General features: G+C 62.4%; 20 protein-coding genes. 10 read left to right on the top strand and 10 right to left on the bottom strand.

Annotation, left to right across the window (positions count from 1 at the left end; all coding sequences use genetic code 11):
- The first annotated feature begins 138 nt into the window (after nt 1–138).
- Nucleotides 139–711, top strand: coding sequence for an STAS-like domain-containing protein (locus tag BGO16_RS00685; protein WP_292616228.1), 573 nt, complete (start codon nt 139–141; stop codon nt 709–711).
- A 169-nt stretch (nt 712–880) separates the two neighbouring features.
- Here the strand turns inward: BGO16_RS00685 and BGO16_RS00680 are convergent, their stop codons facing one another.
- Together BGO16_RS00680 and soxC are read right to left on the bottom strand one after the other, a co-directional pair.
- Nucleotides 881–1447 carry a cytochrome c gene (locus BGO16_RS00680; protein WP_292616226.1) on the bottom strand — a complete coding sequence of 189 codons (567 nt, stop codon included), beginning with the start codon at nt 1445–1447 and terminating at the stop codon, nt 881–883.
- A complete protein-coding gene (gene soxC / locus BGO16_RS00675; protein ID WP_292616230.1) occupies nt 1434–2711 on the bottom strand; it encodes a sulfite dehydrogenase in 1278 nt (425 codons plus the stop codon). The genes BGO16_RS00680 and soxC overlap by 14 nt, the downstream gene beginning before the upstream one ends.
- Nucleotides 2712–3180: 469 nt before the next feature.
- On the opposite strand from soxC, the gene BGO16_RS00670 reads away from it, so the two are divergent.
- Nucleotides 3181–3684: a DUF1993 domain-containing protein gene (locus BGO16_RS00670; protein WP_292616224.1), complete on the top strand. Its 504-nt coding sequence runs from the start codon at nt 3181–3183 to the stop codon at nt 3682–3684.
- Between the two features lie 40 nt (nt 3685–3724).
- Here BGO16_RS00670 and glpD read toward each other — a convergent pair whose 3' ends face one another.
- From glpD to BGO16_RS00635, 7 genes are all read right to left on the bottom strand, one after another.
- The gene (gene glpD / locus BGO16_RS00665; protein WP_292616223.1) at nt 3725–5269 is read right to left on the bottom strand and encodes a glycerol-3-phosphate dehydrogenase; all 1545 of its coding nucleotides are present in this window, start codon (nt 5267–5269) and stop codon (nt 3725–3727) included.
- Nucleotides 5270–5386: 117 nt separating this feature from the next.
- Nucleotides 5387–5617, bottom strand: coding sequence for a hypothetical protein (locus tag BGO16_RS00660; RefSeq protein ID WP_292616221.1), 231 nt, complete (start codon nt 5615–5617; stop codon nt 5387–5389).
- Nucleotides 5618–5851: 234 nt separating this feature from the next.
- On the bottom strand, nt 5852–6286 hold the full coding sequence (locus BGO16_RS00655) for an acyl-CoA thioesterase (protein WP_292616219.1): 435 nt from the start codon (nt 6284–6286) through the stop codon (nt 5852–5854).
- Between the two features lie 199 nt (nt 6287–6485).
- Nucleotides 6486–8576: a 3-hydroxyacyl-CoA dehydrogenase NAD-binding domain-containing protein gene (locus tag BGO16_RS00650; RefSeq protein WP_292616217.1), complete on the bottom strand. Its 2091-nt coding sequence runs from the start codon at nt 8574–8576 to the stop codon at nt 6486–6488.
- A gap of 215 nt (nt 8577–8791) precedes the next feature.
- A complete protein-coding gene (locus BGO16_RS00645) occupies nt 8792–10075 on the bottom strand; it encodes an acetyl-CoA C-acetyltransferase (RefSeq protein WP_292616215.1) in 1284 nt (427 codons plus the stop codon).
- Nucleotides 10075–12339: an acyl-CoA dehydrogenase gene (locus BGO16_RS00640; protein WP_292616213.1), complete on the bottom strand. Its 2265-nt coding sequence runs from the start codon at nt 12337–12339 to the stop codon at nt 10075–10077. Before BGO16_RS00640 ends, BGO16_RS00645 begins: the two co-directional genes overlap by 1 nt.
- 123 nt (nt 12340–12462) lie before the next feature.
- Nucleotides 12463–12726: a hypothetical protein gene (locus BGO16_RS00635; protein ID WP_292616211.1), complete on the bottom strand. Its 264-nt coding sequence runs from the start codon at nt 12724–12726 to the stop codon at nt 12463–12465.
- Between the two features lie 455 nt (nt 12727–13181).
- Between BGO16_RS00635 and BGO16_RS00630 the strand changes: the two genes are divergently transcribed.
- The 5 genes from BGO16_RS00630 (at nt 13182) to BGO16_RS00610 (ending at nt 18343) form a co-directional block, all read left to right on the top strand.
- Nucleotides 13182–15278 carry a methyl-accepting chemotaxis protein gene (locus BGO16_RS00630; RefSeq protein ID WP_292616210.1) on the top strand — a complete coding sequence of 699 codons (2097 nt, stop codon included), beginning with the start codon at nt 13182–13184 and terminating at the stop codon, nt 15276–15278.
- A 303-nt stretch (nt 15279–15581) separates the two neighbouring features.
- Nucleotides 15582–15797: a CsbD family protein gene (locus tag BGO16_RS00625; protein WP_292616208.1), complete on the top strand. Its 216-nt coding sequence runs from the start codon at nt 15582–15584 to the stop codon at nt 15795–15797.
- 124 nt (nt 15798–15921) lie between these two features.
- Nucleotides 15922–16689 (top strand): rhodanese-related sulfurtransferase, encoded by a 768-nt coding sequence (locus tag BGO16_RS00620; protein WP_292616206.1) that lies wholly within the window; start codon nt 15922–15924, stop codon nt 16687–16689.
- On the top strand, nt 16682–16894 hold the full coding sequence (locus BGO16_RS00615) for a SlyX family protein (protein WP_292616204.1): 213 nt from the start codon (nt 16682–16684) through the stop codon (nt 16892–16894). The genes BGO16_RS00620 and BGO16_RS00615 overlap by 8 nt, the downstream gene beginning before the upstream one ends.
- A gap of 132 nt (nt 16895–17026) precedes the next feature.
- Nucleotides 17027–18343 (top strand): DUF3422 domain-containing protein, encoded by a 1317-nt coding sequence (locus tag BGO16_RS00610; protein WP_292616202.1) that lies wholly within the window; start codon nt 17027–17029, stop codon nt 18341–18343.
- Nucleotides 18344–18386: 43 nt separating this feature from the next.
- On the opposite strand, the gene BGO16_RS00605 is transcribed toward BGO16_RS00610, so the two are convergent.
- Nucleotides 18387–19373 carry a nitronate monooxygenase family protein gene (locus BGO16_RS00605; protein ID WP_292616200.1) on the bottom strand — a complete coding sequence of 329 codons (987 nt, stop codon included), beginning with the start codon at nt 19371–19373 and terminating at the stop codon, nt 18387–18389.
- Between the two features lie 296 nt (nt 19374–19669).
- Between BGO16_RS00605 and BGO16_RS00600 the strand changes: the two genes are divergently transcribed.
- From BGO16_RS00600 to BGO16_RS00590, 3 genes are all read left to right on the top strand, one after another.
- The gene (locus BGO16_RS00600) at nt 19670–20341 is read left to right on the top strand and encodes a DUF2478 domain-containing protein (protein WP_292616198.1); all 672 of its coding nucleotides are present in this window, start codon (nt 19670–19672) and stop codon (nt 20339–20341) included.
- Between the two features lie 214 nt (nt 20342–20555).
- Nucleotides 20556–20843, top strand: coding sequence for a hypothetical protein (locus tag BGO16_RS00595; RefSeq protein ID WP_292616196.1), 288 nt, complete (start codon nt 20556–20558; stop codon nt 20841–20843).
- A gap of 948 nt (nt 20844–21791) precedes the next feature.
- Complete coding sequence (locus BGO16_RS00590; protein ID WP_292616194.1) at nt 21792–25052, top strand: ATP-binding protein; 3261 nt, start codon at nt 21792–21794, stop codon at nt 25050–25052.
- Nucleotides 25053–25420 lie beyond the last annotated feature (368 nt).

The following is a 25420-nucleotide window of genomic DNA, read 5'->3' as shown; positions in this document are numbered from 1 at the left end:
GCTTCGCCATCCAAGCCCCCAGATCATGGAAAGCTTGAATCACATAGCCCCGCTCGTGGGAATCCTTATTGAGTACGGACCCTAGAGGCTCTCGACCGCGCAATCAGAGAAGGGGTTACACGAAATCAAACAACAAACATGGGTAACGGGCTATTTGGAAGTTATCGACTAGCTCAACTCTCAGGAGGCTCTTTTCACATTTATTCTGGCTTTGCATCACTAACCTTTGCTCAAAAAGGTGGGCTGCATGTCTCGCAGGAAGCGGTACCGTTTGCTGGAACATTGATTGTTTGTTCTATCAAAGTATCGGACACAGAGCTATTGTCGGAAGCGCTTACCTTTCGAGGGGAACGCTATAGCCCCTATTCAGTAGCCGAAAGAATCTCAGAGGATGAAAATCATCTGTTGATTTTGGCAAAGGAGAGTAATTTTTTTGGTTCAAGGCCCGCCGCGAAGCCTGTTCGGCAAAAAGTTGAAAATTTGGTTAGAACGACAAGCGCTCATATAAAGATCGACTTGTCCGATGTAACCCTTATATCAAGCAGCTTCGCTGATGAAGTCTTTGGCAAGCTGTTTGCAGATCTGGGGCCCTTGGAGTTTATGAATCGTATCACGATACTGGGCGGGACGAAGATTGTCCGTCAACTGATCGATAGAGCCATTTCGCAACGAGCCGCGCTTGGTTTAGCTGCGCCTGAAACCAGTAAATAAATTCCGTTGCGCGGATGCGAAATGCCGAAGACGCCTAGATTTGGCTTTCCGGATTCGCACTGGTCGGCGTGAACAGAAGTAGTTTGTCGCCCAGCGCGCCCAGAATCACCCGAGACGGTATTGCTCGTCTGGCCACGGAGCGAAGTGGCCGGTCCATCGACCAATGAGTTCATCTGTAGAGTTGAAGCTCGGGCCGGGGGTCGGGGACAAAGCCGTCCCTGTTGGGCATCTCTACCTTCGGCAAGGTCTTCGCATCCATGGTCTCATTCGGTTTGATGATCTTGGCTTCCGACAGGATGTAGGCGACCAGCGCATACACGTCGTCGTCCTTGAGCGAACCGGGCGCATTGAACGGCATCGCGCGCTTGATGTAATCGAACAGCGTCGTTGAGTATGGCCAATAGCTTTCGACGGTCTTCACCGGCGACTTGCTTGCGAGCGTGCCCCGGCCGCCAATCAGACGATCACCGCCTATGCCCTTGGCCGGATTACCCTGCAGCTTGTCGCCATGGCAGGCGGCACAGGTATTGGCAAAAATGGCCGCGCCTGCTTTTGCCGTGCCGCTCCCCGGGGGAAGTCCCGCGCCCGACGGCGAGATCGCGAAATACCTGGCCATCTCATCCGCTGTCGCATCCCGACCGAATCCGAAGTGATCGATCCTCGATTGGGCGCTCGCGCCGCCGGAGAACAGGCAAATGCCGATCGCAAGAGCGAGATATTTCCTACGCATGGACATTGGTCACATCTCCCGCCTCGCTGACGGCCCAGCTCTGGATCGCGTTGAGGTGATAGACCGAACCGAATGGCCCGTTGTCACCGCGGATCGCGATCAGTTGCTTGAGAGTGGGCTGGACATAACCGGTCTCGTCGATGCAGCGGCTCTGCAGCACCGCAGCCTTGCCGTCCCACATCCATGGAAAGCTGAAACGCACCGTGCACATCGGCTCGGGAAGCGATTCCAGGCGCGCCGGATACCATGTCGTTCCTGAATCGAGCGAGACATCGACGGACTGGACCCGCCCGCGCCCTGTCCATGCAAGGCCCGTTATGTTGTAGAATCCCGGACCCGGCAGTTTCATGTCGCCGGACGGAAACGTGATGACCGACTTCGCATCCATGTCGAGCGTGAAGATGCGCGCCTTGCCGTCTCCGAGGAGATCAGTGTACTTGGACGTCTCCTCGCGCGTCATGAACGGCTTGTCGCTGACCTGCAGCCTCCGCAGCCATTTGATGTGAGTGTTTCCCTCATAGCCTGGAAGCAGAAGCCGCAGGGGATAACCCTGTTCGGGGCGGATCGCTTCACCGTTTTGCCCGTAGACGATGAGTGCGTCCTTCAGCATTTTCTCCATCGGAATGCTGCGCGTCATGACCGCGGCGTCGGCGCCTTCCGCCAGCACCCAGGCTGCACCTTCCTTCAATCCGGTCTCGCGCGCGAACGTCGCGAACTGAACGCCGGTCCATTCGGACGTGCTGAGCAGCCCGTGCGTTCCCTGCACGGTCTTCATCGTCGGCTTGTTCCACTCCGTCAGGCCGTTGCCGGAGCACTCGATGAAATGCTTGCGCGTCACCGAAGGCAGCCGCTTGATGTCGGCCATCGAGAACGTCATCGGCCGACCCACCATGCCGTGGATCAGCAAGTTGTGCCGGGCAGGATCGATCGTCGGGATCCCGCCGTGATGCCGCTCGAAATGAAGTCCTGACGGCGTGATGTTGCCCAGTCCCTTGTCGAGCGGAGTAAGACTCCAGGAGGTGTTCGCGTTGGGCGTCGGATAGCGCACGCGGACTTCTGTCTCGAACTGAGACCGCGTTCCATAGCTTTGATCCGCGACCGGGCGTCCCTGCTCTTTCGTCGGATCGTCCGGCACAGTGAAAAACTCGGCACCGGGCGGCGCTTTCGCCGTCTCGGCATGGGCGAGCGTGGCAGCACCGGCTGCGCCGACGAGTGATCCCGCCGCGACCAAGAAGCCGCGCCGGCTTGAGATCATGCGACGCGGAAACATTCCGTCCTTGCAGTCGCAGTCTTCCCGGAGACGCTGGGCGATCTGGCGCTGCTCGGCTATCACCATCTGCTCGGCCATGTGGCGAGCCTTGTCGTCGTAGACGACCTTTTCATCGCTGTTCAAGTTGCGCTCCCTAAGAGATCCTACGACCAATCGACAACCGCACCACGCCTGGTGAAGTCTCGGCTTGACGTTCAACTCGAATTCTCCGCAAAGCTGATCCTCGCGGATGATGAAGCGTAGCGGCGGCCCGGCTGGCTTGTGAACTAACATGGTAGTGAACACGGCTTCGACCAAAGTAGGCTCGACAACGCGTTTCTCAGCAGTGAAGGCGGCGCGGATCATGCGATCGAAATGACCTTTGCGGGAAGGTTGCGGTATGGAACAAGGCTTCCCATCTGCAGACGGCGGCACATTTCGCTGTTACGCACATCACTTGACATCAAACAGAGAAACCAAAGGCATCCCCATGTCATTTTACGATTCCGCCGCTCCCGCCTTCCTGCAGACGCTCGGCGCCCTCTCCGAAATTCTGAAAAAGGCCGAAGCTCATGCGAGCGCGCGAAAGATCGCGCCCGAGGCCCTGCTGACCGCGCGGCTCTATCCGGATATGCTGCCGCTGACGCGCCAGATCCAGATCGCCTGCGATTTCGCCGTGAAGACCTCCGCGCGACTATCCGGTTCGGAGGTGCCCAGCACGCCCGACACGGAGAAAACATTTGACGATTTGCAGCAACGCGTCGCCAAAGCGATGGATTACGTGAATGGTATTGCGCCAGCCAAATTCGAGGGCGCAGACGGTCGCGACGTCACCTTTCCGGCAGGCCCGGACAAAACGATGACGCTGAAGGGCCAGCAATATCTCAGCCAGTTCGCCCTGCCGAATTTCTATTTCCACGCGACGACCGCCTACGACATCCTGCGCCATAACGGCATCGAGATCGGCAAGCGGGATTTCATGGGCGTGAAGTAAGATCCGGTCGGGCAGCTATCGCAGAAAAGGCGGGCGGCGCTCACGACCGCATTCCTGCGTCCTGCCGACTCCGGCCGCTCTGTGTGCGCTGGGCGGCAAGCCAGTCGTCGAGCGCTGCGACCTCCGCCGGCGACATCCGCAGGCCCAGCTTGGAGCGACGCCAGACAATATCGGCTGCGGTACAGGCCCATTCGTCCGCCATAAGATAGCGGACCTCGCTCTCCGTCAGCGTCGCGCCGAAGTCACGCCCGAGATCGGCCATGGATGTCGCCGCGCCCAACGTCAGGGCCGCGCGGCTGCCGTAGGCGTGCGCAAGACGATTGGCGTGCGCGGGCGCGAGGAAAGGATAGGCGCGCATCAGCTCCGCCGTCAGCGCCCCGATTGCCGACACCTCCATGTCGCCGCCGGGCAGCGGCGCCTTTGCGGTCCAGCCCTCGCGCGCCTTCGTGCCTTTCAGATAGGGTGACAGCTTCTCCAGCGCTTCCTCGGCAAGCCGGCGATAGGTCGTGATCTTGCCGCCATAGACCGACAGCAGTGGAACGCCGCACGGCGTATCGAGTTCGAACGCGTATTCGCGGGTCGCGGCCTTGGCTTCGCTCGAGCCGTCGTCGTAGAGCGGTCGAACCCCGGCATAACTCCAGACCACGTCCTGCGGTGTCACCGGCTTGGCCAGATATTCGCTGACGGAGGCGCAAAGATAGGCGATTTCATCGTTTGAGGCCTTCACCCTGGCCGGATCGCCCTCGTAGTCACGATCGGTGGTGCCGATCAGCGTGAAGTCATCCTGATAGGGAATCGCGAACACGATCCGGGCGTCGCTGTTCTGGAAGATGTAGGCGCGGTCGTGATCGTAGAGCTTTCCGACCACGATATGCGACCCCTGCACCAGCCGCACGTGGGCGCGCGCATTCACGCCCGCGCCCAGGGTCAGCACCTGTTCGACCCAAGGGCCACCCGCATTGACCAGCACCCGCGCCGCGACGGTGCTGCGCTCGCCGCTCAGCGCGTCCTCGACCGTGACGTGCCACAGGCCGTCGGCCTGACGGGTCTCGACCGCACGGGTCCGCGTCCGGATGTCGGCGCCGCGGTCGGCCGCATCGCGCGCGGTGAGGACGACGAGGCGGGCGTCATCGACAAAGCAGTCGGAATATTCAAAACCCTTGCGGTAACGACCGGCGACCAGCGGCTTGCCGACCTCGTCGCGCGCGAGATCGACCGAACGCGTCGGCGGCAGCAGCTTCCGCCCGCCGATATGATCGTACAAAAACAGGCCAAGCCGCAGCATCCATGTCGGCCGCAGGCCCGCGTGATGCGGCAGCACAAAGCGCAGCGGACGGACAATATGCGGCGCGATCCGCCACAGGATTTCACGCTCGATCAGCGCCTCGCGAACCAGATGGAATTCGTAATATTCGAGGTAGCGCAGCCCGCCATGCACCAGCTTGGTCGACGCCGAAGACGTGCCGCTGGCGAGATCGTTCATTTCGCACAGGAACACCGAATTGCCGCGCCCCGCGGCATCCCGTGCGATTCCGCACCCGTTGACACCGCCGCCGATGATAGCGAGGTCGAAAACCTGGCCCACGGACACATCCCCCGCCTTAAACCATATTGGCGCCAAAACACCATGTCGCGCCACCAACTCGTAACGCTACCATGTCGCGGTGATGTTCCGAAGTCGACCCGGGGGGGCAAATCGACGTCAGAATGGAAATCTCGGCAAAGCCCGGCGAAGCGATTTTACGAAATCCGGACACGAGGATTTCTGCGCGCGCTGCTTTGCAGCACGTTCCGCGTCGCGGGCGCTGCGGAATAGCTTTCCGTCCAGTGAGCTGAACCGCCGTGAGGCCGAAAAGAACCGGAACCCGGCGCGATCGCGCACAACGATGCCCGCGGATTCCGAACCGACTTCGATGATGTAGGTCTTCGACATGTCCCACTCGCATTTTTCCGGCCGAGAAGGCCGCGCCGATAACGGGCAATGGCGGGAAACGTTCCCTGTCGTACTAACAGGATATGGACATGGTTCTGACATTCGCAACTAGAATCGGTCGAGGATGGCGCCGGCCGGATCAGCGGGTTGCGGATGGCTTGCGGTATCAATCGCTCGGAGGAGGTGGCGAGCTGGTAAGACGCAACGCCGTCAGATCAGAAAGGGAATGGTCGGCTACGCCGGAATTTGCACGCCGGCCTGCGGGACCTCGCGCGGATGGCCCTGATCGTCGATCGCGACATAGGTAAACTTGCCGTCGGTGACGAGGATGAACTGCATCTCCTTGCGCCGCATGACCCAGGCTTCCAGGTGTACGGTGATCGAGGTCCTGCCGATGCGGACCAGCGTGGCGTGGACGGAGACGAGATCGCCAACGAAGACCGGCTTGCGGAAATTCATGGCGTCGATGGCAACTGTAACGGTGCGCGACTTCGCGAGCTTGGACGCGAAGATGCCACCACCGATATCCATCTGGCTGAGCAGCCAGCCGCCGAAAATATCGCCGTTCTGGTTGGTGTCCGCAGGCATGGCCAGCGTGCGCGTGCAGAGTTCGCCAAGCGGCGTGGTCTCATCGATCGCCGGGGCGTGAATGGCTGTTGCGTCGGTCATGGGATCGTTCGCCTTGTAGCAACGGAAACATCCTCGCTCTCCCCGCCGGGGGCGAGACGAGCCAGGCTCGCTCTGAGAGGGAGACTTAGCTTGTCGAGAGATTCGATCCCCCTCGTCCGGATTTGGCGCTTCGCGCCAAACCCGATCTCTCCCCGTGGGCGAGAGGTGAAACGATCGCGGCCCGTCAACATTGCCATCATTATTTGAAGGTATCCCAGCCGGCATCCGGCGCAAAGCGAACGCCGAATTTCTGCGCAAGCTCACGCAGGTTGGCGGCGACGTTCTCGGGGCCGCGGCTGCGCGCATAATTCAGCGGCCCGCCGCGGAACGGCGCGTAGCCGGTGCCGAAGATCATCGCGCCGTCGACCAGGTCGGGATCATCGACGATGCCTTCGCGCAAACACGCGACGCAAACATTCGACATCGGCAGCACCAAACGATCGATCATTTCCGGCGTGATCTGCGACCTGCTCGCGGTGCCCTTTTCGGCCTTGCCGTCGCGCCATATGTAAAAACCCTGACCGGTCTTGCGGCCAAGCTCGCCCTTCGCGACCTTCTCACGGAGCCACTCCGGCGGAGGCGGCAGCAAATCGCCGAGCTTCGCGCGCAGCTCGTCGCCGACGGCGAGACAGATATCCAGCCCGACCTGGTCGGCGAGTTCGATCGGCCCCATCGGCATACCGAATTTTTCCGCGGCCGCGTCGATCACGGTCTTGTCGATGTTCTCATCCAGCATCAGCATGGCTTCGAGCATATACGGCGTCAGCGCGCGGTTGACGAGAAAACCCGGCGAACTCTTCACCGGCAGCGGCAGCCGGTCGATCGCGCCGACGAACGCCATTGCTTCTTTCAACACCTGCGGGTCGGCGGCATCGTGGCTGACCACCTCGACCAGTTGCAGCCGCGACACCGGATTGAAAAAATGCACGCCGACCAGCCGCCCCGGATGCTGCAGCGTGGTCCGCAGCTCCTGCAGCGGAATGCTCGAGGTGTTGGTGGCGAGGATCGCGCCCGGCTTCATTTTCGGCTCGATCCCGGCATAGACCTTCTGCTTGAGTTCGAGTTTTTCCGGAACCGCCTCGATGATGAGATCGGCATTGCGCACGCCCTCGCCCTCGAGGTCGGGCATCAGGCGGTCGTGTGCGTCGCGAATGTCGGTGCGCTTGCGCATGATCTTGCCGTAGAGGACCGCGGCGCGCTTGATCGCGCCGGCGATCGGCTCCGGCTTCATGTCTGCGAGCGTCACGCGGATGTCCTGATGCGCACACCAGGCTGCGATGTCGCCGCCCATGGCGCCGGCGCCGATGACGTGCAGGTGCTTCACGACATTGTCGCCGCCGGCAAGTTTTTTCATCTGCTCGCGCAGGAAGAACACCCGGATCAGGTTCTGCGCCGTCGATGTCACCATCAAGCTGGCGAAGGACCGCTTCTCGGCCGCCAGCATCCCTGCCTTGCTGCCGCCGTGCTTCTCCCAGAGATCGATCAGCGCATAGGGAGCCGGATAGTGCTCTTGCGGCGCCGCCTTCTCCACTTCCTTGCGCATCCGCGGGGCGAGAAAGCCCCGCACCGGTCCGAGGTTGAGCAGCCGATTGAGTGCGCCCGATCGGGAATGCCTCAGCTGACCGCCGATCACATCCTTCACCGCCTTGCGGACATGGCGCTCTTGCGTCACGGCATCGACAAGCCCCAGCGATTTCGCTTTGCGCGCATCGATGGTCTTGCCGGTCAGCATCAGCGTCATCGCCTGCATCGGATTGACCAGCCTGGTGAAGCGTACTGTGCCGCCGAGGCCGGGATGCAAACCGAGCATCACTTCCGGAAAGCCGAACCGAGCGTTGTCGATCGCGATCCGCGTCCGGCACGCCAGCGCCACCTCAAGTCCCCCGCCAAGGCAGAAGCCGTGGATCACGGCAACGCTCGGCACCTTCAGCGCCTCCAGCCGGTCGATAATCGCGTGGGCGCGGCCGATGGCGGTTTCGACATCGGTCGGATCGGCGGCGCCGCGGAATTCGTTGACGTCGGCGCCGGCGATGAAGCCGGACGGCTTCGCCGAGCGGATCACGATGCCGGCGGGTGGATGGCCTTCCAGCACGCTCACGATCGCGCCGAACTCCTCCATCACGTCCGCGGCCAGCGTGTTGGCGCTGGAACCGGCGCGGTCGAACAACACCCACGCCACGCCATCGGCATCGCGCGTCAGTTTGAAGTTACGATAGGGACCGTCCGCATCGGGTTTCGGTCCAAGCTCCAGCACGCGATCCTTGAGAACGTCCAGTACTTTCGAATCCATGACGCCCTCTCAGCAGCAACCGGCGTGTCGGTCATCTCTCCCATAGGGAGAGGTCGGATCGCATCGCCAGATGCGACCCTCAACCAGCGCACGATCCCCCCTCATCCCACCCCTCTCAGAGCGAGCTTGGCTTGTCTCGACCCCGGCGGCGAGAGGGAGTCGGGCAGTGTAGGGGGCGTGTTTTGCAGTCAATAGCGTGTTTCCTCGCATCATATTCACACCGTCTCGATCAGCATGGCGCCGCCCTGCCCACCGCCGATGCATTCGGTGGCGACGCCGCGCCTGGTGCCGAGCCGCTTCATGGCATTGACGAGATGCAGCACGATGCGATTGCCCGAGGTGCCGACGGGATGACCGAGGCTGATCGCGCCACCGTCGACGTTGAGCCTGGCGCGGTCGATCGCGCCGGCCGCGCCGTCGAGGCCGAGCACCTCGCGGCAGAATTTCTCGTCTTCCCATGCGGCGAGACAGCCGAGCACCTGCGTGGCGAAGGCCTCATTGAGCTCCCATGTCTCGACGTCAGGCAGCGCCAGCTTGTTGCGCTTCAACAGCTCCGTCGCCGACAGCACCGGGCCAAGCCCCATGATCGAAGGATCCAGCGCCGACCACTGGCTGTCGAGGATCATCGCCTTCGGCTTGAGGCCGTGTTTGATAACGGCATCCTCTGATGCGAGAATGGTCCAGCACGCGCCATCGGTGATCTGCGACGAATTACCGGCGGTGACCTGGCCCCACGGCCGCTCGAACACCGGTTTTAGCTTCGCCAGCGTCTCCATCGAGGAATCCGGACGCACGCCGTCGTCGTGATCGAAGAACTTTCCGTCGTGCGCGAACGCCGTTTCCACTTCGCCCTTGAGCCAGCCTTCGGCCTGCGCCTTCGCCAGCCGCTTGTGGCTTTCGACCGCGTAGGCGTCGGACTGTTCGCGGGTGATGCCGAACAGATGGCCGACCACCTCGGCGGTCTGGCCCATGTTGAGTTCGGTGATCGGGTCGGTCAGCCCGCGCTCGAGGCCGATGATCGGCTTGAAGTCGGGCGGCCGCGCTTTCGCGATCGCCTTGATCTTCTCAACAATGCCCTTGGCACCGGCGACGCCTGCGAACCAGCGCACGCCCTGCTGCGGCCAGACCAGCGGCGCATGGCTTAAAGCCTCAGCACCCCCCGTCAGGATCATGTTGGCGTTACCGTCGCGGATATAGCGATAACCGGTGTCCATCGACTGCATGCCGGAGCCGCAGTTGATCTGAACCGTGAACGCCACCATCGCCTCGCCCATGCCGAGCCGCAGCGCGGCGACGCGGGCCGGATTCATCTCATCGGCGATGACGTTGACGCAACCCAGAATGACCTGATCGAACGCGTCGGGCGCGAACGGCTGGCGCGCCAGCAGCGGCCGTCCGCACTGCACCGCCAGATCGACCGGCGTGAACGGCCCCGGGCCGCCGCGCGCTTTGAGAAAAGGGGTTCGGCTGCCATCGATGATATAGACCGGACGCGCCATCAGCCTGCCGCCCTCGATTCACTCCGTTCCTGCACGATCTGCATGCCGATGGCCTTCTTGAGCGGCGACAGCGCTTCCGGCGCGAAGTCATCAACCTCGATCACGCGGAGCACCGCCTCGTGCGCCGCCTTGTATTGCTCGGCTTCGACCGGGGTGATGACGCCCTGCTTGATCGCCGCGTCCGTATCGTGCAGGTGCGCCGCGCGCATCCGCCGGAACACGTCCTCCGCGGCGGTCACCAGCAGAAACGCCTTTTCCAGCCGCGCCACGCTATTGTCGTCATCCACCTGCGAAAGATCCGGCGTCAGGCGGTCGCGCGCGACGGACGGCTCCAGCACGAGTTGAGCGCAGGCATGCACGACCTTGTCGCTCGGACCGCGCCCACGCGCGCCCATCGGCTGGATCATGATTTTGAGCATGATCGCGACGACGCGGTTCGGCAGGTTAGCCAGAATGTCGGCAAACCGCTGCTCGATGGTGCGGAAACCGGTCGCCATGCACCATTGCACCGCCGGGAGATCGATCTCCTGCCGGCCCTCGTCGTGCCAGCGCTTGAGCACGGCCGACAGCAGATACAGTTCAGAGAGAATGTCGCCGAAGCGCGCCGACAGCATCTCCTTGCGCTTCAGCTTGCCGCCGAGCGTCAGCAGCGCCATGTCCGCGCACAATGCAAAGGCCGACGCATAGCGCGAAAGCTGACGGTAGAAGTCCGTCACCGGACCTGCATCCTCCGGTGCAGGCGCGAACGCCCCCCAGCTCCAGCTTCGGCCCCAGGCGCGGAACAGGTTGGTTATGCTGTGGACGACATGAGCCCAGAACGCCTTGTCGAAGGTGTCGAGGCCCCTGGCCTTGTCGGTGTCGCCGAGCGCATTCATCTCCCGCAACAGGTAGGGATGCGCGCGGACCGCGCCCTGCCCGAAAATGATGAGGTTGCGCGTCAGGATGTTGGCGCCCTCCACCGTGATCGAGACCGGCACCCCGCGATAGAGATTGCCAAGGTAGTTTTGCGGGCCATCGATCACGGCCTTGCCGCCGTGGATGTCCATGGCGTCATCGATCACGATGCGCAACCGCTCCGTGGCGTGCAGTTTCATGATGCCGGAAATGACGGCTGGATGATGCCCCTCGTTGAGCGCGGCGCAAGTCAGCCGTCGCGCCGCGTCGATCAGATAGGCTGTGCTGGCGATGCGGGCCAGCGGCTCCTCGATGCCCTCGAACTTGCCGATGGGGATACCAAACTGCTCGCGGACGCGGGCATAGGCGCCGGTGGTGCGCGCCGCGAAGGCCGCGCCTGCCGCCGACAGCGAGGGCAGCGAGATGCCGCGTCCGGCGGCCAGCGCCGTCATCAGCATCTTCCAGCCCTGACCGAGACGCTCCTTTCCGCCGATGACGTAGTCGAGCGGAATGAAGACGTCCTTGCCCCAGTTCGGGCCGTTCTGGAACACCTGCATCGCCGGGAGATGGCGACGGCCGATCGACACGCCCGGCAAATCGGTCGGGATCAGCGCCACGGTGATGCCGAGGTCTTCCTGGGAGCCGACCAGATGATCCGGATCATAGGCCTTGAAGGCGAGCCCCAGCAGCGTCGCCACCGGACCGAGCGTGATATAGCGCTTGTGCCAGTTGAGCCTGAGCCCGGTCACCTCGCGGCCCTCGAAGGTGCCCTTGCAGATGATGCCGGTGTCGACCATCGAGGCGGCATCGGAGCCGGCTTCCGGGCTGGTCAGGCCGAAGCACGGAATTTCATGACCGTCGGCCAGGCGCGGCAACCATTTTTGCTGCTGGTCCCTGGTGCCGAAGCGCATCAGCAATTCGCCGGGTCCGAGCGAATTCGGCACCATCACCGTGACCGCGGCGGTAAGTGAGCGCGACGAGATCTTGCGCACCACTTCCGAATGCGCATAGGGCGAGAAACCGAGCCCGCCATACTCGGTCGGGATGATCATGCCGAAGAATTTTTTCTGCTTGATGAAAGTCCAGACCTCGGGAGGCAAGTCGCGCCACGTCCAGTTGATCTTCCAGTCGTCGAGCATGGCGCAAAGCTCGTCCACCGGGCCGTTGAGGAACGCTTCTTCCTCCGCCGTCAAGGTCGCCGGCGCGGTCGCCAGCAGTTTCGCCCAGTCAGGATTGCCGGTGAACAGGTCGGCGTCCCACCAGACGTCGCCGGCCTCCAGCGCCTCGCGCTCGGTATCCGACATCGACGGCAGCACGCGGCGCGCCCAGGAGAAGATCAGCTTGGAGATCACGTCACGGCGAAAACTCATCGCAATGTCCTCTTGTTCGGATCATCCGCGGTGGGTCGACCCGGTATCGCTACAGGCAATGACCTTACACCCATTAAGAGGAAATACCCGTATAAAGGCAAAAGCGAGTTTCATTTCATGGTTTCACAATTGAAAATTAAGCGAAATTTTGTAATTTGAGGTCAACCTGCAAACCGCATGATAGCGCAAGAATCCCAAAAACGCGATTTGCAACAGCGGGATGGTGCCGCCAGTCACAAGATCAAGCGAGGCAACGCGACGGACGAAAGACGGCGACCGTTTTGAACGCGCCGAAGACCACACCGTGATTCGCGTTCGCGAATCGCGAACTTCAACCCACCTGTTTTTGCCGCGCAACAGCAGATCGGCAAGCACGGCATCGGTCATCCGCCCCGGCTTTGTCAACGCCTCGCGCGATCATCCGGGAATGGAAGAAACGCATCATCACCGTGCGCGCCCATAGCGCCGCTTGACGAACGCGCCGTACCGCCCCTTCGACGATCTCCTCAACTCAGCGACGCACAGGATCGGCGGTGATTGGGCACGATCATTTACCGTTCGCAATAGTCTGGCCGGCGTCGGGAAGCCGGGGTCGCGAGGAGTTTGCCTGCTCGAAGATTGGTAAAATTTTAATCAGGCCTGTTCAAAGATACCGCGGGCTTAGGTTTCAACGCGAACCGCGCAGGCACTGCGGGCTTTGTCGCCGCGCGCATCAAACATCAAAGAAGCGTCCGTAAGCCGAACCGTCAAAAGATCGGAGGCTAATTCGCGTCCCCTCAAAGCTGTGGACCAATAGACCTATGGATCAGTGAGAATTCACCTGCATTGGAAGGAATCCAAAAATGAAGGCGAAGATAAGCGTTACTCTTCCCGCAATCGTCTCGGCGCTCGTCCTGATAGGCGCCCTTTCCGCCGGAATTGCGGCCTACCAGGCCTACGAACAACGACAGAAGTCCCAGGCATTTCTGGAAGTGAATTACATCTCGCAACTGCTGTTGAAAAGCGCAGGGCAATGGGCGGTCGAGCGCGGGCTGACGAACGCGCCTCTGAAATCGCCCGACGCCCTGCCCGCCGAACTTCGCCCCCGGATCACCAGCACGCGGCAAACCGCCGATCATGCGTTTAAGGAAGCCGCTCAACTGCTGCACGGGCTTCCGTCGATGAAATCGGCAGAAGCGCAGATCTCGGAAGCCGAGAGCACGTTCCAGGGGTTCGTCGGCTTCCGCATGAGGCTCGACGAGAACCTTCCCAAGCGGGGATCGGAGCGGAATCCGGAGGTCGTCGAGAGTTTTTCACCGACAATCACCAAGCTGATCGACGTCTCCGGCAACAGGTTGCGCCTGACGATGGAAACGCTGAACCGCCCGCCGACTGCGGCGCTGGCGCAAATGGTCAACATTCGTAATTTGACCGCGCAGATGGCCGAGAACGCCGGACGGGAGCGCGCATTCCTCGGAGGAATGGTTGGCTCCCACGCCAAAATCAACATAACCGGCCTCCGGACCATCGCCCGCTACCGCGGAAATGTCGAATTGGCATGGGAAACGATCTCGCCGCTCCGGATGCGCACCGACCTGCCGAAGAAGGTGGCGGATGCGATCACGGGCGTCGAGAACGATTATTTCCAGACCTATGGGCAAACGCGCGACAGCGTACTCGCGACAGCAGAAAGCGGCGAGTACACGATCAGCGGCAACGACTATGTTGCGCGGGCGACCACCGCGATCAATTCCATTCTGCGTCTCGCCGAAGCGGTCGGTGAAGCAGCCGACCAGGAAGCCGCGACGCAAGCTGCGAACAGCACGTCCAAACTGGTCATCTCGGGATTGATCCTGCTCGGCTGTATCGCGCTCGCGCTGGTCAGCTTCTGGATTGCGTTCTCGCGGATCCTGCGGCCGTTGTCGGCGCTGACGGGAGCAATGGGCGAACTCGCGAACGGCAACTTCTCGGTGGTCCTGCCCGGACTCGATCGCAAGGATGAGATGGGCGACATGGCGCGCGCGGTCGAGACCTTCAAGGTCAAGGCCGAGCAGAAGGCGCGCGACGAAGCGGAGGCCAAGATGAAGCAGGATCAGATTGCCGCCGAGCAGCGCAAGGCGGACATGCACAGGCTGGCCGACAGTTTCGAGGCGGCGGTCGGCGAAGTGATCCAGACGGTCTCATCGGCAGCCAACCAGCTAGAAGGTTCGGCGACCGCCCTGACCCGGACGGCCGAGCAGACCCACCAGCTCTCCTCCGCCGTCGCCGCGGCCTCCGAGGAAGCGACGGTCAACGTTCAGTCCGTGGCATCCGCCAGCGAGGAGATGGCGGCGTCCGTCAATGAAATCAGCCGGCAGGTCCAGGAGGCGTCGAGGATCGCAAGCGAAGCGGCGCAAAAGGCCCACAGCGCCGACCAGCGGATCACCTCGCTGTCGCAGGCGTCGACCAAGATCGGAGACGTGATCGAACTCATCAACACGATCGCGAGCCAGACCAACCTGCTGGCGCTCAATGCGACGATCGAGGCCGCTCGCGCAGGCGAAGCCGGCCGCGGCTTCGCGGTGGTGGCGTCCGAGGTGAAGGCATTGGCCGAGCAGACCGCCAAGGCCACCGCCGAAATCGGCCAGCAGATCGCGAGCATCCAGTCGGCGACAGACGACTCCGTCGTCAACGTGAAGGAGATCGGCGTCGTCATCGGCAGGATCGCGGAGATTTCCGCGACGATCGCCTCGGCGGTCGAGGAACAGGCCTCTGCGACTCAGGAGATCTCCCGTAACGTCCAGCAGGCTGCGGCGGGGACCTCGGAAGTGTCTTCCAACATCATCGAGGTCAGCAACGGGGCCTCCGCGACAGGCGGCGCTTCCACGCAGGCGCTGGCGGCGGCAAAGTCCCTTGCCAGCAATACCGACCGTCTCAAGCTGGAGGTCGACAACTTCCTGGCAACGGTCAGGGCCGCCTAGAGCTATTCCGGCTTTGATCGAATCAAAGCCGGGCTCTAGCTCTTGTTTAACGCGTTTTCTTTACGCGAACCGGCATCCGCTTCGCTTGAAAACGCTATAGGCCGGATGCAATGGGGGTCTGCTTCGTCGGTGACGATCAAACCTCATTTCGTCCGAGACAATCATCATGAGTGGGTTGCTTACGCGACCCGCTCATGGATCTTCTGGAACTTTCCTTAAACGGACTGCCGAGCGCCGATCAGCACCCCGGAACCCTCCGAAGCTCACAGCGTTGTCGAAGCCCAACGTAAAAGGAGAGGACTTATGGGTTCCGCTACCGACAAGATCAAGGGAACGGCCAACGAGGCAATCGGCAAGGCCAAGCAGGGCGTCGGCGAAGCTATCGGCTCCGACAAGATGCAGGGCGAAGGCGCACTGCAGGAAATCAAAGGCAAGGGCCAGAAAGCGGTCGGCGAGGCCAAGGAAGCGGCCAAGGAATCCGTCAACAAGGCGGCGGACGCGGCAAACAAAAATCTTTGATCTGAACGTTGCCGTTTAAACAGAGGACCGGCCTTCCAGCCGGTCCTCTTTTGGCGCCATCACCGATCCACGCACCTGTCATCCACGGGTTTCGCGACGCGGCGCGGACTGCTAAACCCGCGTCATGCTCAGGGTCGCCGCTCTCTATCAATTTACGTCATTGCCGGATTTCCGCGAGTTGCGCGAACCCTTGCGCGTGATTTGCGCCGGGCTTTCCGTCAAGGGTTCGATCCTGCTCGCCGAAGAAGGCATCAACGGCACCGTCGCCGGCCCGCCCGACGCCATCGATGCGTTGGTGGCAGAGCTACAATCGGGTCCGCTGTTCTCCGGCCGGCTCGACAATCTCGAACTGAAATTCTCGCAGGCATCGGTGATGCCGTTCGCGCGGCTCAAGGTCCGGCTGAAGAAAGAAATCGTGACGCTCGGCGATCCCGCTGCCGATCCGACCCGCGCGGTCGGCATCTATGTCGAGCCGAAGGACTGGAACGATCTGATCGCCGCGCCCGGCACGCTTCTCATCGATACCCGCAATGCCTTCGAGGTGGCGATGGGCACCTTCGAAGGCGCGATCGATCCGCAGCTTGCGCGGTTCGGGCAGTTCAAGGATTTCGTCGCGCAAAAGCTCGATCCGCACCGCCACCGCAGGATCGCAATGTTCTGCACCGGCGGCATTCGCTGCGAAAAGGCGAGCGCCTACCTGCTGTCGCGCGGCTTTGAGGACGTCTATCACCTCAAGGGCGGCATCCTGAAATACCTCGAGGCCATCCCCGAAAGCCAAAGCCGCTGGCGGGGCGAATGCTTCGTGTTCGACGAGCGAGTGGCGCTCGGCCAGGGGCTGAAGGAAAAGACCCGCACGGGCCCGGTCGTGCACGGAGAGCCCCGCGATGACTGACCGGACCCTGGCTGATCGCGTCGACGCGCTGGAGATGCGCCTGACCTATCAGGACGAGACCATCGAGGCGCTGAACCAGACGGTCACCGCGCAATGGAAGCAGATCGACGCGCTTTTGCGGCAGGTCGCCGAACTCAGTGAGCGCGTGCGGGAGGCCGAAGCCGCGCGTCCCGCCCCCGCCAACGAGCCGCCGCCGCATTATTGAGAGCAGCGTTTCCGCCGGGCCCATGCCGCCGTTGATCGGCAACCGTTATCGGCTTATCACGTAGGTTGCGCGATAAAGCGTCGTTGCGCGCTTTCATCGCCACGCCGCCACAAGATCTCCGGAAAGGATCGCATGACCGCGGAAGTCTCGATTGGGGACGCAGACGCCGCCCGGCTGACGCCGCATCCGCTGCGGACCGCTATCCTGGGCGAACTGCATGCGCGGCCGTTCACGGCATTGTCCGTTCCCGCCCGTATCCTGCATTTCGCATTTGAGACGGCCGGCGAGCGAGCCCAGGCCGACCGCGACCATCTCGCGGCGTTCTGTTCGGCGCGCGGCCTGCCGGTGCCGACCTTCGCCGAACGGCACTATCGGGTCGCGTTCGGCACCACCGTGCTGCGATGGGAGCAGCATTCCGAATTCACGACCTATACCTGGGAAATGCCCTCCCAGCCTGACGGAATTCCGTTTCATCCAGCAGCCGCGGCACTCGCCGCCCCGATGCAGCTCGTTCCGCAACCCGGTCCGCTTCTTGTCGCCATCGACATGCACGTGCTGGCCGACGGGCCCGCCGTCCAGCCGCCGGAGCGGCTGTTTGATCGCAACAGCCTCGCGCTTGCTGAAAACAGCGACGGCGCGGCGATCTACGCCACCGACTTCCAGCCCGATCCGTCCGGCTTCGTGAGAATTCTGATCGTCGACCGCAAACTCAATCCGGATCGCGCCGGCGCGCTGGCGCAACGCGTGATCGAGATCGAGACCTATCGCACGCTCGCTCTGCTCGGCCTGCCCGAAGCGCAGCGGCTCGCGCCTTCGATCAGCGCGGTCGAGCAGCGGCTCGCAGAAGTGACGGCCAAGATGCTCAACAGCGGCAATCTCGCCGACAACCGCCACCTGCTCGACGAACTGACGGCGCTGGCCGCGGAAGTCGAGGCCGGCGCGGCGGCGAGCGTCTTCCGTTTCGGCGCCAGCCGGGCCTACTACGAGATCGTGCAGCAGCGGCTGACGACAATCGGCGAGCGCAAGGTGGCCGGGCTGCCGACGTGGACGTCGTTCCTGGCGCGGCGAATGGCACCGGCGATGCGGACCTGCGTGACGACCGAGGCGCGTCAGGAGAGCCTGTCGCTCAAGCTGTCGCGCACGGCGAACCTGCTGCGCACGCGCGTCGACGTCGAACTCGAGCAGCAAAATCAGGAACTCTTGAAATCGATGAACGCCCGCACCCGGATGCAGCTCCGCCTGCAGACTACCGTCGAAGGGCTATCGGTCGCGGCCATTACTTATTACGTGGTCAGCCTGTTCGGCTATATCGCCAAGGCGCTCCACGAGTCCGGGCTGGTCCGGATCGAGCCGGGCTACCTGACCGCGGCCTTCATTCCGGTCGCCGCGCTGTCGATCTGGTCGGTGGTGCGCAGCATCCGCCACAAGCATATCGGCCGCGGCGGCTGAAGCCTCATCACGCTCCGGGCTTCGTCTAAAGCCTTTCACCGTTTCATGGAAAAGTGCCTTCCAGAAACCCGGTCAGCCGCTGGCGGATGATGCGTTCGGCATCCGCGATGATGCGATCGATCAACTCCTTGCAGCTCGGCACATCGTGGATCAGGCCCACCGTCATGCCGCAGCTCCAGGCGCCGGCATCCATGTCGCCCTCGATCATGACCTTCGGATAAATGCCGGCGACCTCCTCGATGATGTCGTTGATCTTGAGGTCCGCGCCTTTCTCCCGTTCGATCTCCATCAGCCTCTCGACCTTGCGGTTGTTGAGCACGCGCTCGGTGTTGCGCAGCGCGCGCATGATCAGCCGGGTATCGAGTTCGCTGGCCGCGACCAGCGCCTTCTTGACGTTGTCATGCACCGGCGCCTCCTTGGTCGCGATGAAGCGCGTACCCATGTTCATGCCCGAGGCGCCCAGCGCCAGCGCGGCGACCAGGCTGCGCGCGTCCGCCATGCCGCCGGAAGCCACGAACGGAATCCTGAGTTCGTCGGCGGCGCGCGGCAGCAGGATCATGTTGGGGATATCATCCTCGCCGGGATGACCGCCGCACTCGAAGCCGTCGACGCTGACCGCGTCGCAACCGATCTGTTCCGCCTTCAATGCGTGCCGTACCGCGGTGCATTTGTGGATCACCTTGATGCCGGCCGTCTTGAGCGCGGGCATGTATTGTTCAGGGTTGCGGCCCGCCGTCTCGACGATCCCGACGCCGCCCTCCACGATCGCCTGGATGTATTCGGGATAGGGCGGCGCGGTAAACGCGGGCAGAAACGTCAGATTCACGCCGAACGGCTTGTCGGTCATGTCGCGGCAGCGCGCGATCTCTTTCGCCAGCAGTTCCGGCGTCTTCTGCGTCAATCCGGTGATGATGCCGAGACCGCCCGCATTGGAGACAGCGGACGCGAGCTCCGCGAAGCCGACGTAATGCATGCCGCCCTGGACGATCGGATGCCGGATGCCGAACAATTCGGTGATGGCTGTTTTCACGGAAAAACCCCCGGTTCGCTCATGGTGATAGCGGACCGGCAAACTCCCATTCCGCTATCGGCCGGGCAAGTGGACTGGCCGCCGGACGCCGGGTCAATCTCGCGCCAGATCATTCTCGGCGCCTTGAACCGGCTGCCTTGACAGACCGCGTCAGGTCGGTTTCACTCGTAGAATTATTCCATTCTGTGACTGTTCTGTTGCTGGATGAAGCAGCGTGCGCTGCGGAAGAGGTTGCGGTGCCGCTTCGTAAAGCACCCGCGGCTTCTCCGCGCCGGAAACGGTGCTCCGAAGACTGAATGACACTGCGGACCGATGCCATCGAGCAGATCATGACAGACCCCGAAAAGGAAACGACGGAGCGGCATCAGCACGCGCCCCGGATGTCCGCCGAGCATGCAGAACCCGGCGTCGGACAGATCGGACTCATCACTCATGAGGACGGTCTCGTTAGGGATTTGCTGATCGCCGAGTGCGCCGCAGCGCTGGCCGCGCTGGGCTATCGCCTGGGCGGCGTCGTTCAGTCCAACCCGCACCGGGAAGGCCGGCGCCGTTGCGATATGTATGTGAAGGATCTGCTCGGCGGCGACGAGGTCAAGATCTCACTGGATCGCGGTAACGAAGCGAGGGGCTGCCGCCTCGACCAGGATGCATTCGCACGCATCGACGCCTGGATCGAGCGCGCGGTGCTCGAACATGTCGATCTGGTTGTCATCAACAAGTTCGGCAAGGAAGAAGCGCAAGGCCGAGGGTTGCGGTCGGTCATCGCCGAGGCCCTGATCGCCGAAATTCCGCTGATCATCGGCGTCTCCGAACACAACCTTGATGACTTTCTGGCGTTCGCCGGCGAATCGGCCATCCGGATGAAGCCCGATGTCGAAGCGATAACCGCATGGTGCCGGAACGCGATTGAACGCCGGGCTCATGGTCGGTGCGAGCCGGGATTGCCGTCCGTAGAACGCGAGGCATGAGCTGCATTCATGACGGGTCAGCCAAAAAGCTGCTGGCCGGAGGAACTCGAAAAGGCTAACTTCGACTTTGACGGAGGGGCGAAGACTGCGCGTGTCTGTATGATACACGCTCCTGTCCCTTCATGCCGTCGCCGGCCGGGGCCTATGGCTCCGACGGGCCCCCACCCGAACAGCAAGTTCCTTGTTCTCCGGCGCAAACATGTGAAGCGACGCGATGGACGATAAACAGATCCTCCAGAATGCAACGCGCAGCGCAGCCCAGGCGGGCATGATCACGCTCGTGTTTGAGAATTTCACCGCCCAGCTCATCAAGTACGTTCTCAGTGGGCAGCTCCTTGACGAAGATTCCCTGATGATGCTCCGCGACAACTGCATCCGCGACCTGAAGAACTCCACGATGACGGGAATGTCTTTGGAGGAGGAAGCCGAAATCTTCAGGCAGGCTGTCGAAAACGCGGAGAAGCTGCTCGACGCCGCGATAATGCGGGGGCGGGAGTTCTAGTGGAGTGAATTTGACATTCGCTACCCACTTTGCAGCAAACCCGTCAGGCGAATGTCAAATTCAAAACTCCACTAGAAACCTGATAGCTGCTAGTAGTCCTTTGATTCTAACATTTGCAGGAACGCCCTGCCGCAACGGGATGCAAATGTTAGAATCGGACCACTAGTCTGCGAACGGTTCTGCGTCGATTCGCTTCCCCCTTCCACCGCCCACACCCGGCATACCCTGTTGCCTCCCATTGCCCCGGCATTGCCGATTTGCCGGACCGCCGCACGTTGACGCAATGGTTGCAGGCCCGTACATCAGGCGGGCGACCCGCTGCCATGACACCTGCGAAGGGTCTTGCGCGGGACCTCTCCACAACAGCATGTCGGCCGACCTGTGCGGGCCCGATCCGGCGAGCGAGGTTAACCGAGAGCGGCGACAGCCCTTGACAAGCCTCGTCGCGCGGGCTTCCCAACTGGTAGCCGGAGCACGACAAGGGTTTCCGGGTCGAACCGAAAACCGGGAGTTAAAAGCAAGAGTTAAGAGAATGAAGTAGCCCGTGAAATAGTGCTTGACTCGGAAAGCTCGTAGAAGTCTTGCTCGGCCTTCACCCGTGTTACGGCCTGCACGCCCAAGCCGCACCGTTTCGCGGCGCTCTAAACCAGAGAACCAGAGGCTTCAATCATTGCGCGCACCCATGACGGCTTCGGTTGCAAGCTGTGTTGGTGGTCGGAACTTGAACACTCTGGCAGGCGCAGCTTTGAACGACGCGCGTTCCGGGCGGCCGTGCGAATGCGGCGATGGGAAGATCTTCACGAGGCCGCCGATCGAGGCTTTCGTGCCGACCGCGCAGCGTGTCAGCGTGGATTCGACCTTGACCGGTTGATGACACGGCGAAGCTGCCGGATTTGTCCAGTTTGATGACGATGCTATAAAATCAGTTGTTCAGTGAGGTCCCCTACGATGTCGCAATCGCGTCCGGTATCCGTTAACAGCACGATCGAGGACATGCAGGCGGAGCGCAACTCGCTCGAAGCCTTTGCCAGTGATCGCGCCCGCGACTTCGTCGGCAGGCAGCCGGTTATCGCGCGCGTCACCGAACTCTGCACCTCTCCGGCGAAAGCGCTGTCTCCAACCAGAGAAGGTCCGCCATGGGGCATCTGCATCACCGGCGATCCGGGCTCGGGCAAGAGCGCGCTGTTCGGCGAACTTCTCCGTCGCGTCAGGGAGACCGACGCTTTTGTGCTTGCGCACGCCGCCGGCGCCACTCCGCAAGCCTCATCGGTCGACGCCATGCTGCGCCGCTGGATCAGCGAACTCGGCAGCGCGCTCGGGGTCGGCGACGTTGACCTCGCTGCGAATATCGAACCCGAGATTGTCGAGAGGGCTTTCGCCTCGCTGCTCGCGCGGATGTCATTACAGCGCCGCGTCGTTATTCTGATCGACGCGATCGACCGATTCAACAAGACCGTGCGCGGGAAGTTCACGACCTGGCTGCCTCGGCCATGGCCGATCAATACGCGCCTTGTCGCAACCGGCATCGCCGGCGGCGCCTCCAAAGCGCTGGCCGAGCGTTCGGGCGTGGAATCGTTGACTCTGCCGCCGCTCGACGCAACCGAGGCGCGTGGCATCATCGATACCTTCATCAAGCGCCACCGCAGCAAAATCGGGCCGGCGGTGATCGATGCGCTGCTGGATAAAAAACATGCGGGTTCTGCCGCGTTTGGCAATCCGTTGTGGCTGGTGCTCGCCCTCGAGGAACTTGAGTTGCTCAACACCGAATATTTCGCCGACATGCAGCGCGAATATTCCGGTGATCCGGGCGAACGCCTGCAAAATGCAATGATGGACACCGTCGGAGGCATGCCGACGGACGTTCCGCGCCTCTATCGCGCAACCTTCGACAGCGCTTCGACAGCGTTGGACGCCACGCTTACGTCGGCGTTCATCGGCCTCACCTCCGCGAGCCGGTCGGGATGGCGGGATAGCGACTTCCGTCAACTGCTGCCGCAGGTCAGCGGCGAACCCTGGGACGAGAAGCGTTTTGCCGCCCTGCTTCGGCTGTTCCGCGGCCAGATTCACCAGCACGGCACACTCGCGCAGTGGAATTTCAACCATCCCCAGGCGCAGGCCGCCGCCCGCTCCCGCTTGGCGGGGCTGCGTCTCTCCAATCCCCAACTGCATCAGTTGATCGCCGACTATCTTCTGACCCTGACGCCGGACGATCCTCTGCGCGCGTCCGAAACCATGGTGCACCTGCTGGCGGGCAAGGACGCCGCAAGCGCCGCCCGATACTATGGCGATCCATCGTTGAGCAATGCGGAATTGCAAGGCGCTACGCGCGCGCTTGCTGATGCCGCGATTGCGCCGGCGGCCGGCACGCCGGCAGCCGCAGCGCAAGAGATCAGCCGGTTGCTCGACAATCCCGACAACTCCGTCCGCGCGCATGTGGCTGAGCGCTTCCTTTTCAATCTCGACGAAGCGATTGAGCGGCACGTGTCCCCCGATGTCCGTCTGCTCGTCCTGAATGCAATCGTGGGAGCGTTCGAGCAGTTGCTTCGCACCGATGCCGACAATGCGGGCTGGCAGCACGCGCTGTCTGTTGCGCGCGACCGCGTCGGCGACGTGCTGGTGGCGCAGGGCAAGCTGCCCGACGCGCTGAAATCATACCGCGACGGGCTTGCGATCAGAGATCGGCTGGCGAAGGCCGATTCCGCAAACACCGAGCGGCAGCGCGATCTGTCGCTGTCGCACGAGAAGATCGGCGACGTCCTGGCGGTGCAAGGCAAACTCACCGAAGCGCTGGAATCCTTCCGTAGCCAGCGCGCGGTCACCGAACGGCTGGCGCAGGCGAACCCCGGAAATGCCGAACTGCAGGTCGGTCTGTCGCTGTCGCATGAGAAGGTCGGCGAAGCGCTGATGGCGCAGGGCAACCTGGACGAGGCGCTCGAAGCCTTCCGCAGCCAGCTCGAGATCACCGAGCAACTGGCCCGCGCCGCCGACACCGATGATAACGACTGGCAGCGCGACCGGACGCTGTCCTACGATCGGGTCGGCGAAGTGCTCATGGCGCAAGACAAGCTGCCCGAGGCGCTGGAGGTGCTGCGGAGCGGCCTCACGATCAAGGAGCGGCTGGCGAAGGCCCATCCCGACAACACCGGCTGGCAGCGCAGTCTGTTGCGCTCTTATGATCGCATCGGCGACGCGCTGGTGGCGCAGGGCAAGCTGCCCGACGCGTTGACATCTTTTCGCAAGGGACTTGAGATCGCCCAGCAGCTCTCGCGCGCAGAGCCCGACAACGCCGGCTGGCTGCGTGATCTGTCGGTGTCTCACGGCAAGATCGGCGACGTGCTGGTAGCGCAGAGCAGCCTGCCCGATGCCTTGAAATCCTTCCATGAAGGGCTGACGATCAGACAGCGGCTGGCAACCGCGGATCCCGATAATTTCGACTGGCAACGCGGCCTGGCGGTATCCTACGATCGTATCGGCGACGTGCTATTGGCCCAGGAGAACATGGCCGGCGCGCTGGAAGCCTTCCGCGACCAGCTCGCGATCGCCGAGCGGCTGGCGCAATCCAACCCCGGCAACACCGGCTGGCAGCGCGATCTGTCGGTGTCCCACGAGAAAGTCGGCGACGTACTGGTGGCGCAGAGCAGTCTGCCCGAAGCGTTGCAGTCCTTCCGCAATGCGCTTGCGATCAGAGAGCGACTGGCACGCAACGACCCCGGCAACACCGCCTGGCAGCGCAGTCTTTCGGTGTCGCACGATTGCATTGGCGACGTGCTGGAAGCACAGGGCGACGTGGACGAGGCGCTGAAATCCTACCGTAACGCGCTTGCGATCAGAGAACGGCTGGCGCGAAGCGATCCCAGCAACGTTGTGTGGCAGCGTGACCTGACGGTGTCCTACGCTCGTATCGGCGAAGCGCTGGAAGCGCAGGGCAAACCGGACGAGGCGCTGAAATCCTTCAACGAAGAACTCGCGATTCTCGAGCGGCTGTCGCTCGCCGACCCCGGCAACGTCGACTTGCAGCGTAGCGTTGCCGTGAGTCAGGGACATCTCGCCGAGATGTATCGTCGAGCTAATGACCGCGACAATGCGCTGAGCGCGCTGCGGCAAGGGCAAGCCGCCATGACGCGGGTCGTCATGCGCGCGCCGGACAATGCCGGCTGGAAGAAAGATCTCGACTGGTTCAACGAGCAGATCGAGACTTTCCCGGAATAATCGCCCGCTCCCTGAGCAAGCAAGATCGGCAGCGACGCGCTTTTATTTGGCGTCGCTCGCGATCGGCTGCGCGCACACGGCCACCCAGCCGGCGCCTCTCCGATGCCCGAGCCCCGAAGATGAAATCTGTTGGCGCGGCATAGACCTACCGTTGCACGATATGCAGATATCTGATATGCATTTACGTGATAACGGGACCGTCCAAGAGGTCGGGAAAAATCAACAGGGGGGAACGCAATGGCAGATTATGCGAACGCCAGCGTTGTAATCGAGACAGTGCCGCCGGCGGAGATGGGGGCCGCGCTCGCCGCGGACGCCGCCAAGAAGGCTAAGTTCGGTACCATCCATCTTCTCATCCGTGGTTTTCT

It is taken from the genome of Nitrobacter sp. 62-23, assembly GCF_001897285.1.
GTDB lineage: Bacteria > Pseudomonadota > Alphaproteobacteria > Rhizobiales > Xanthobacteraceae > Nitrobacter.
Note: the sequence above shows the minus strand (reverse complement) of the source record. Positions and strands in the feature narration are given on the sequence as shown.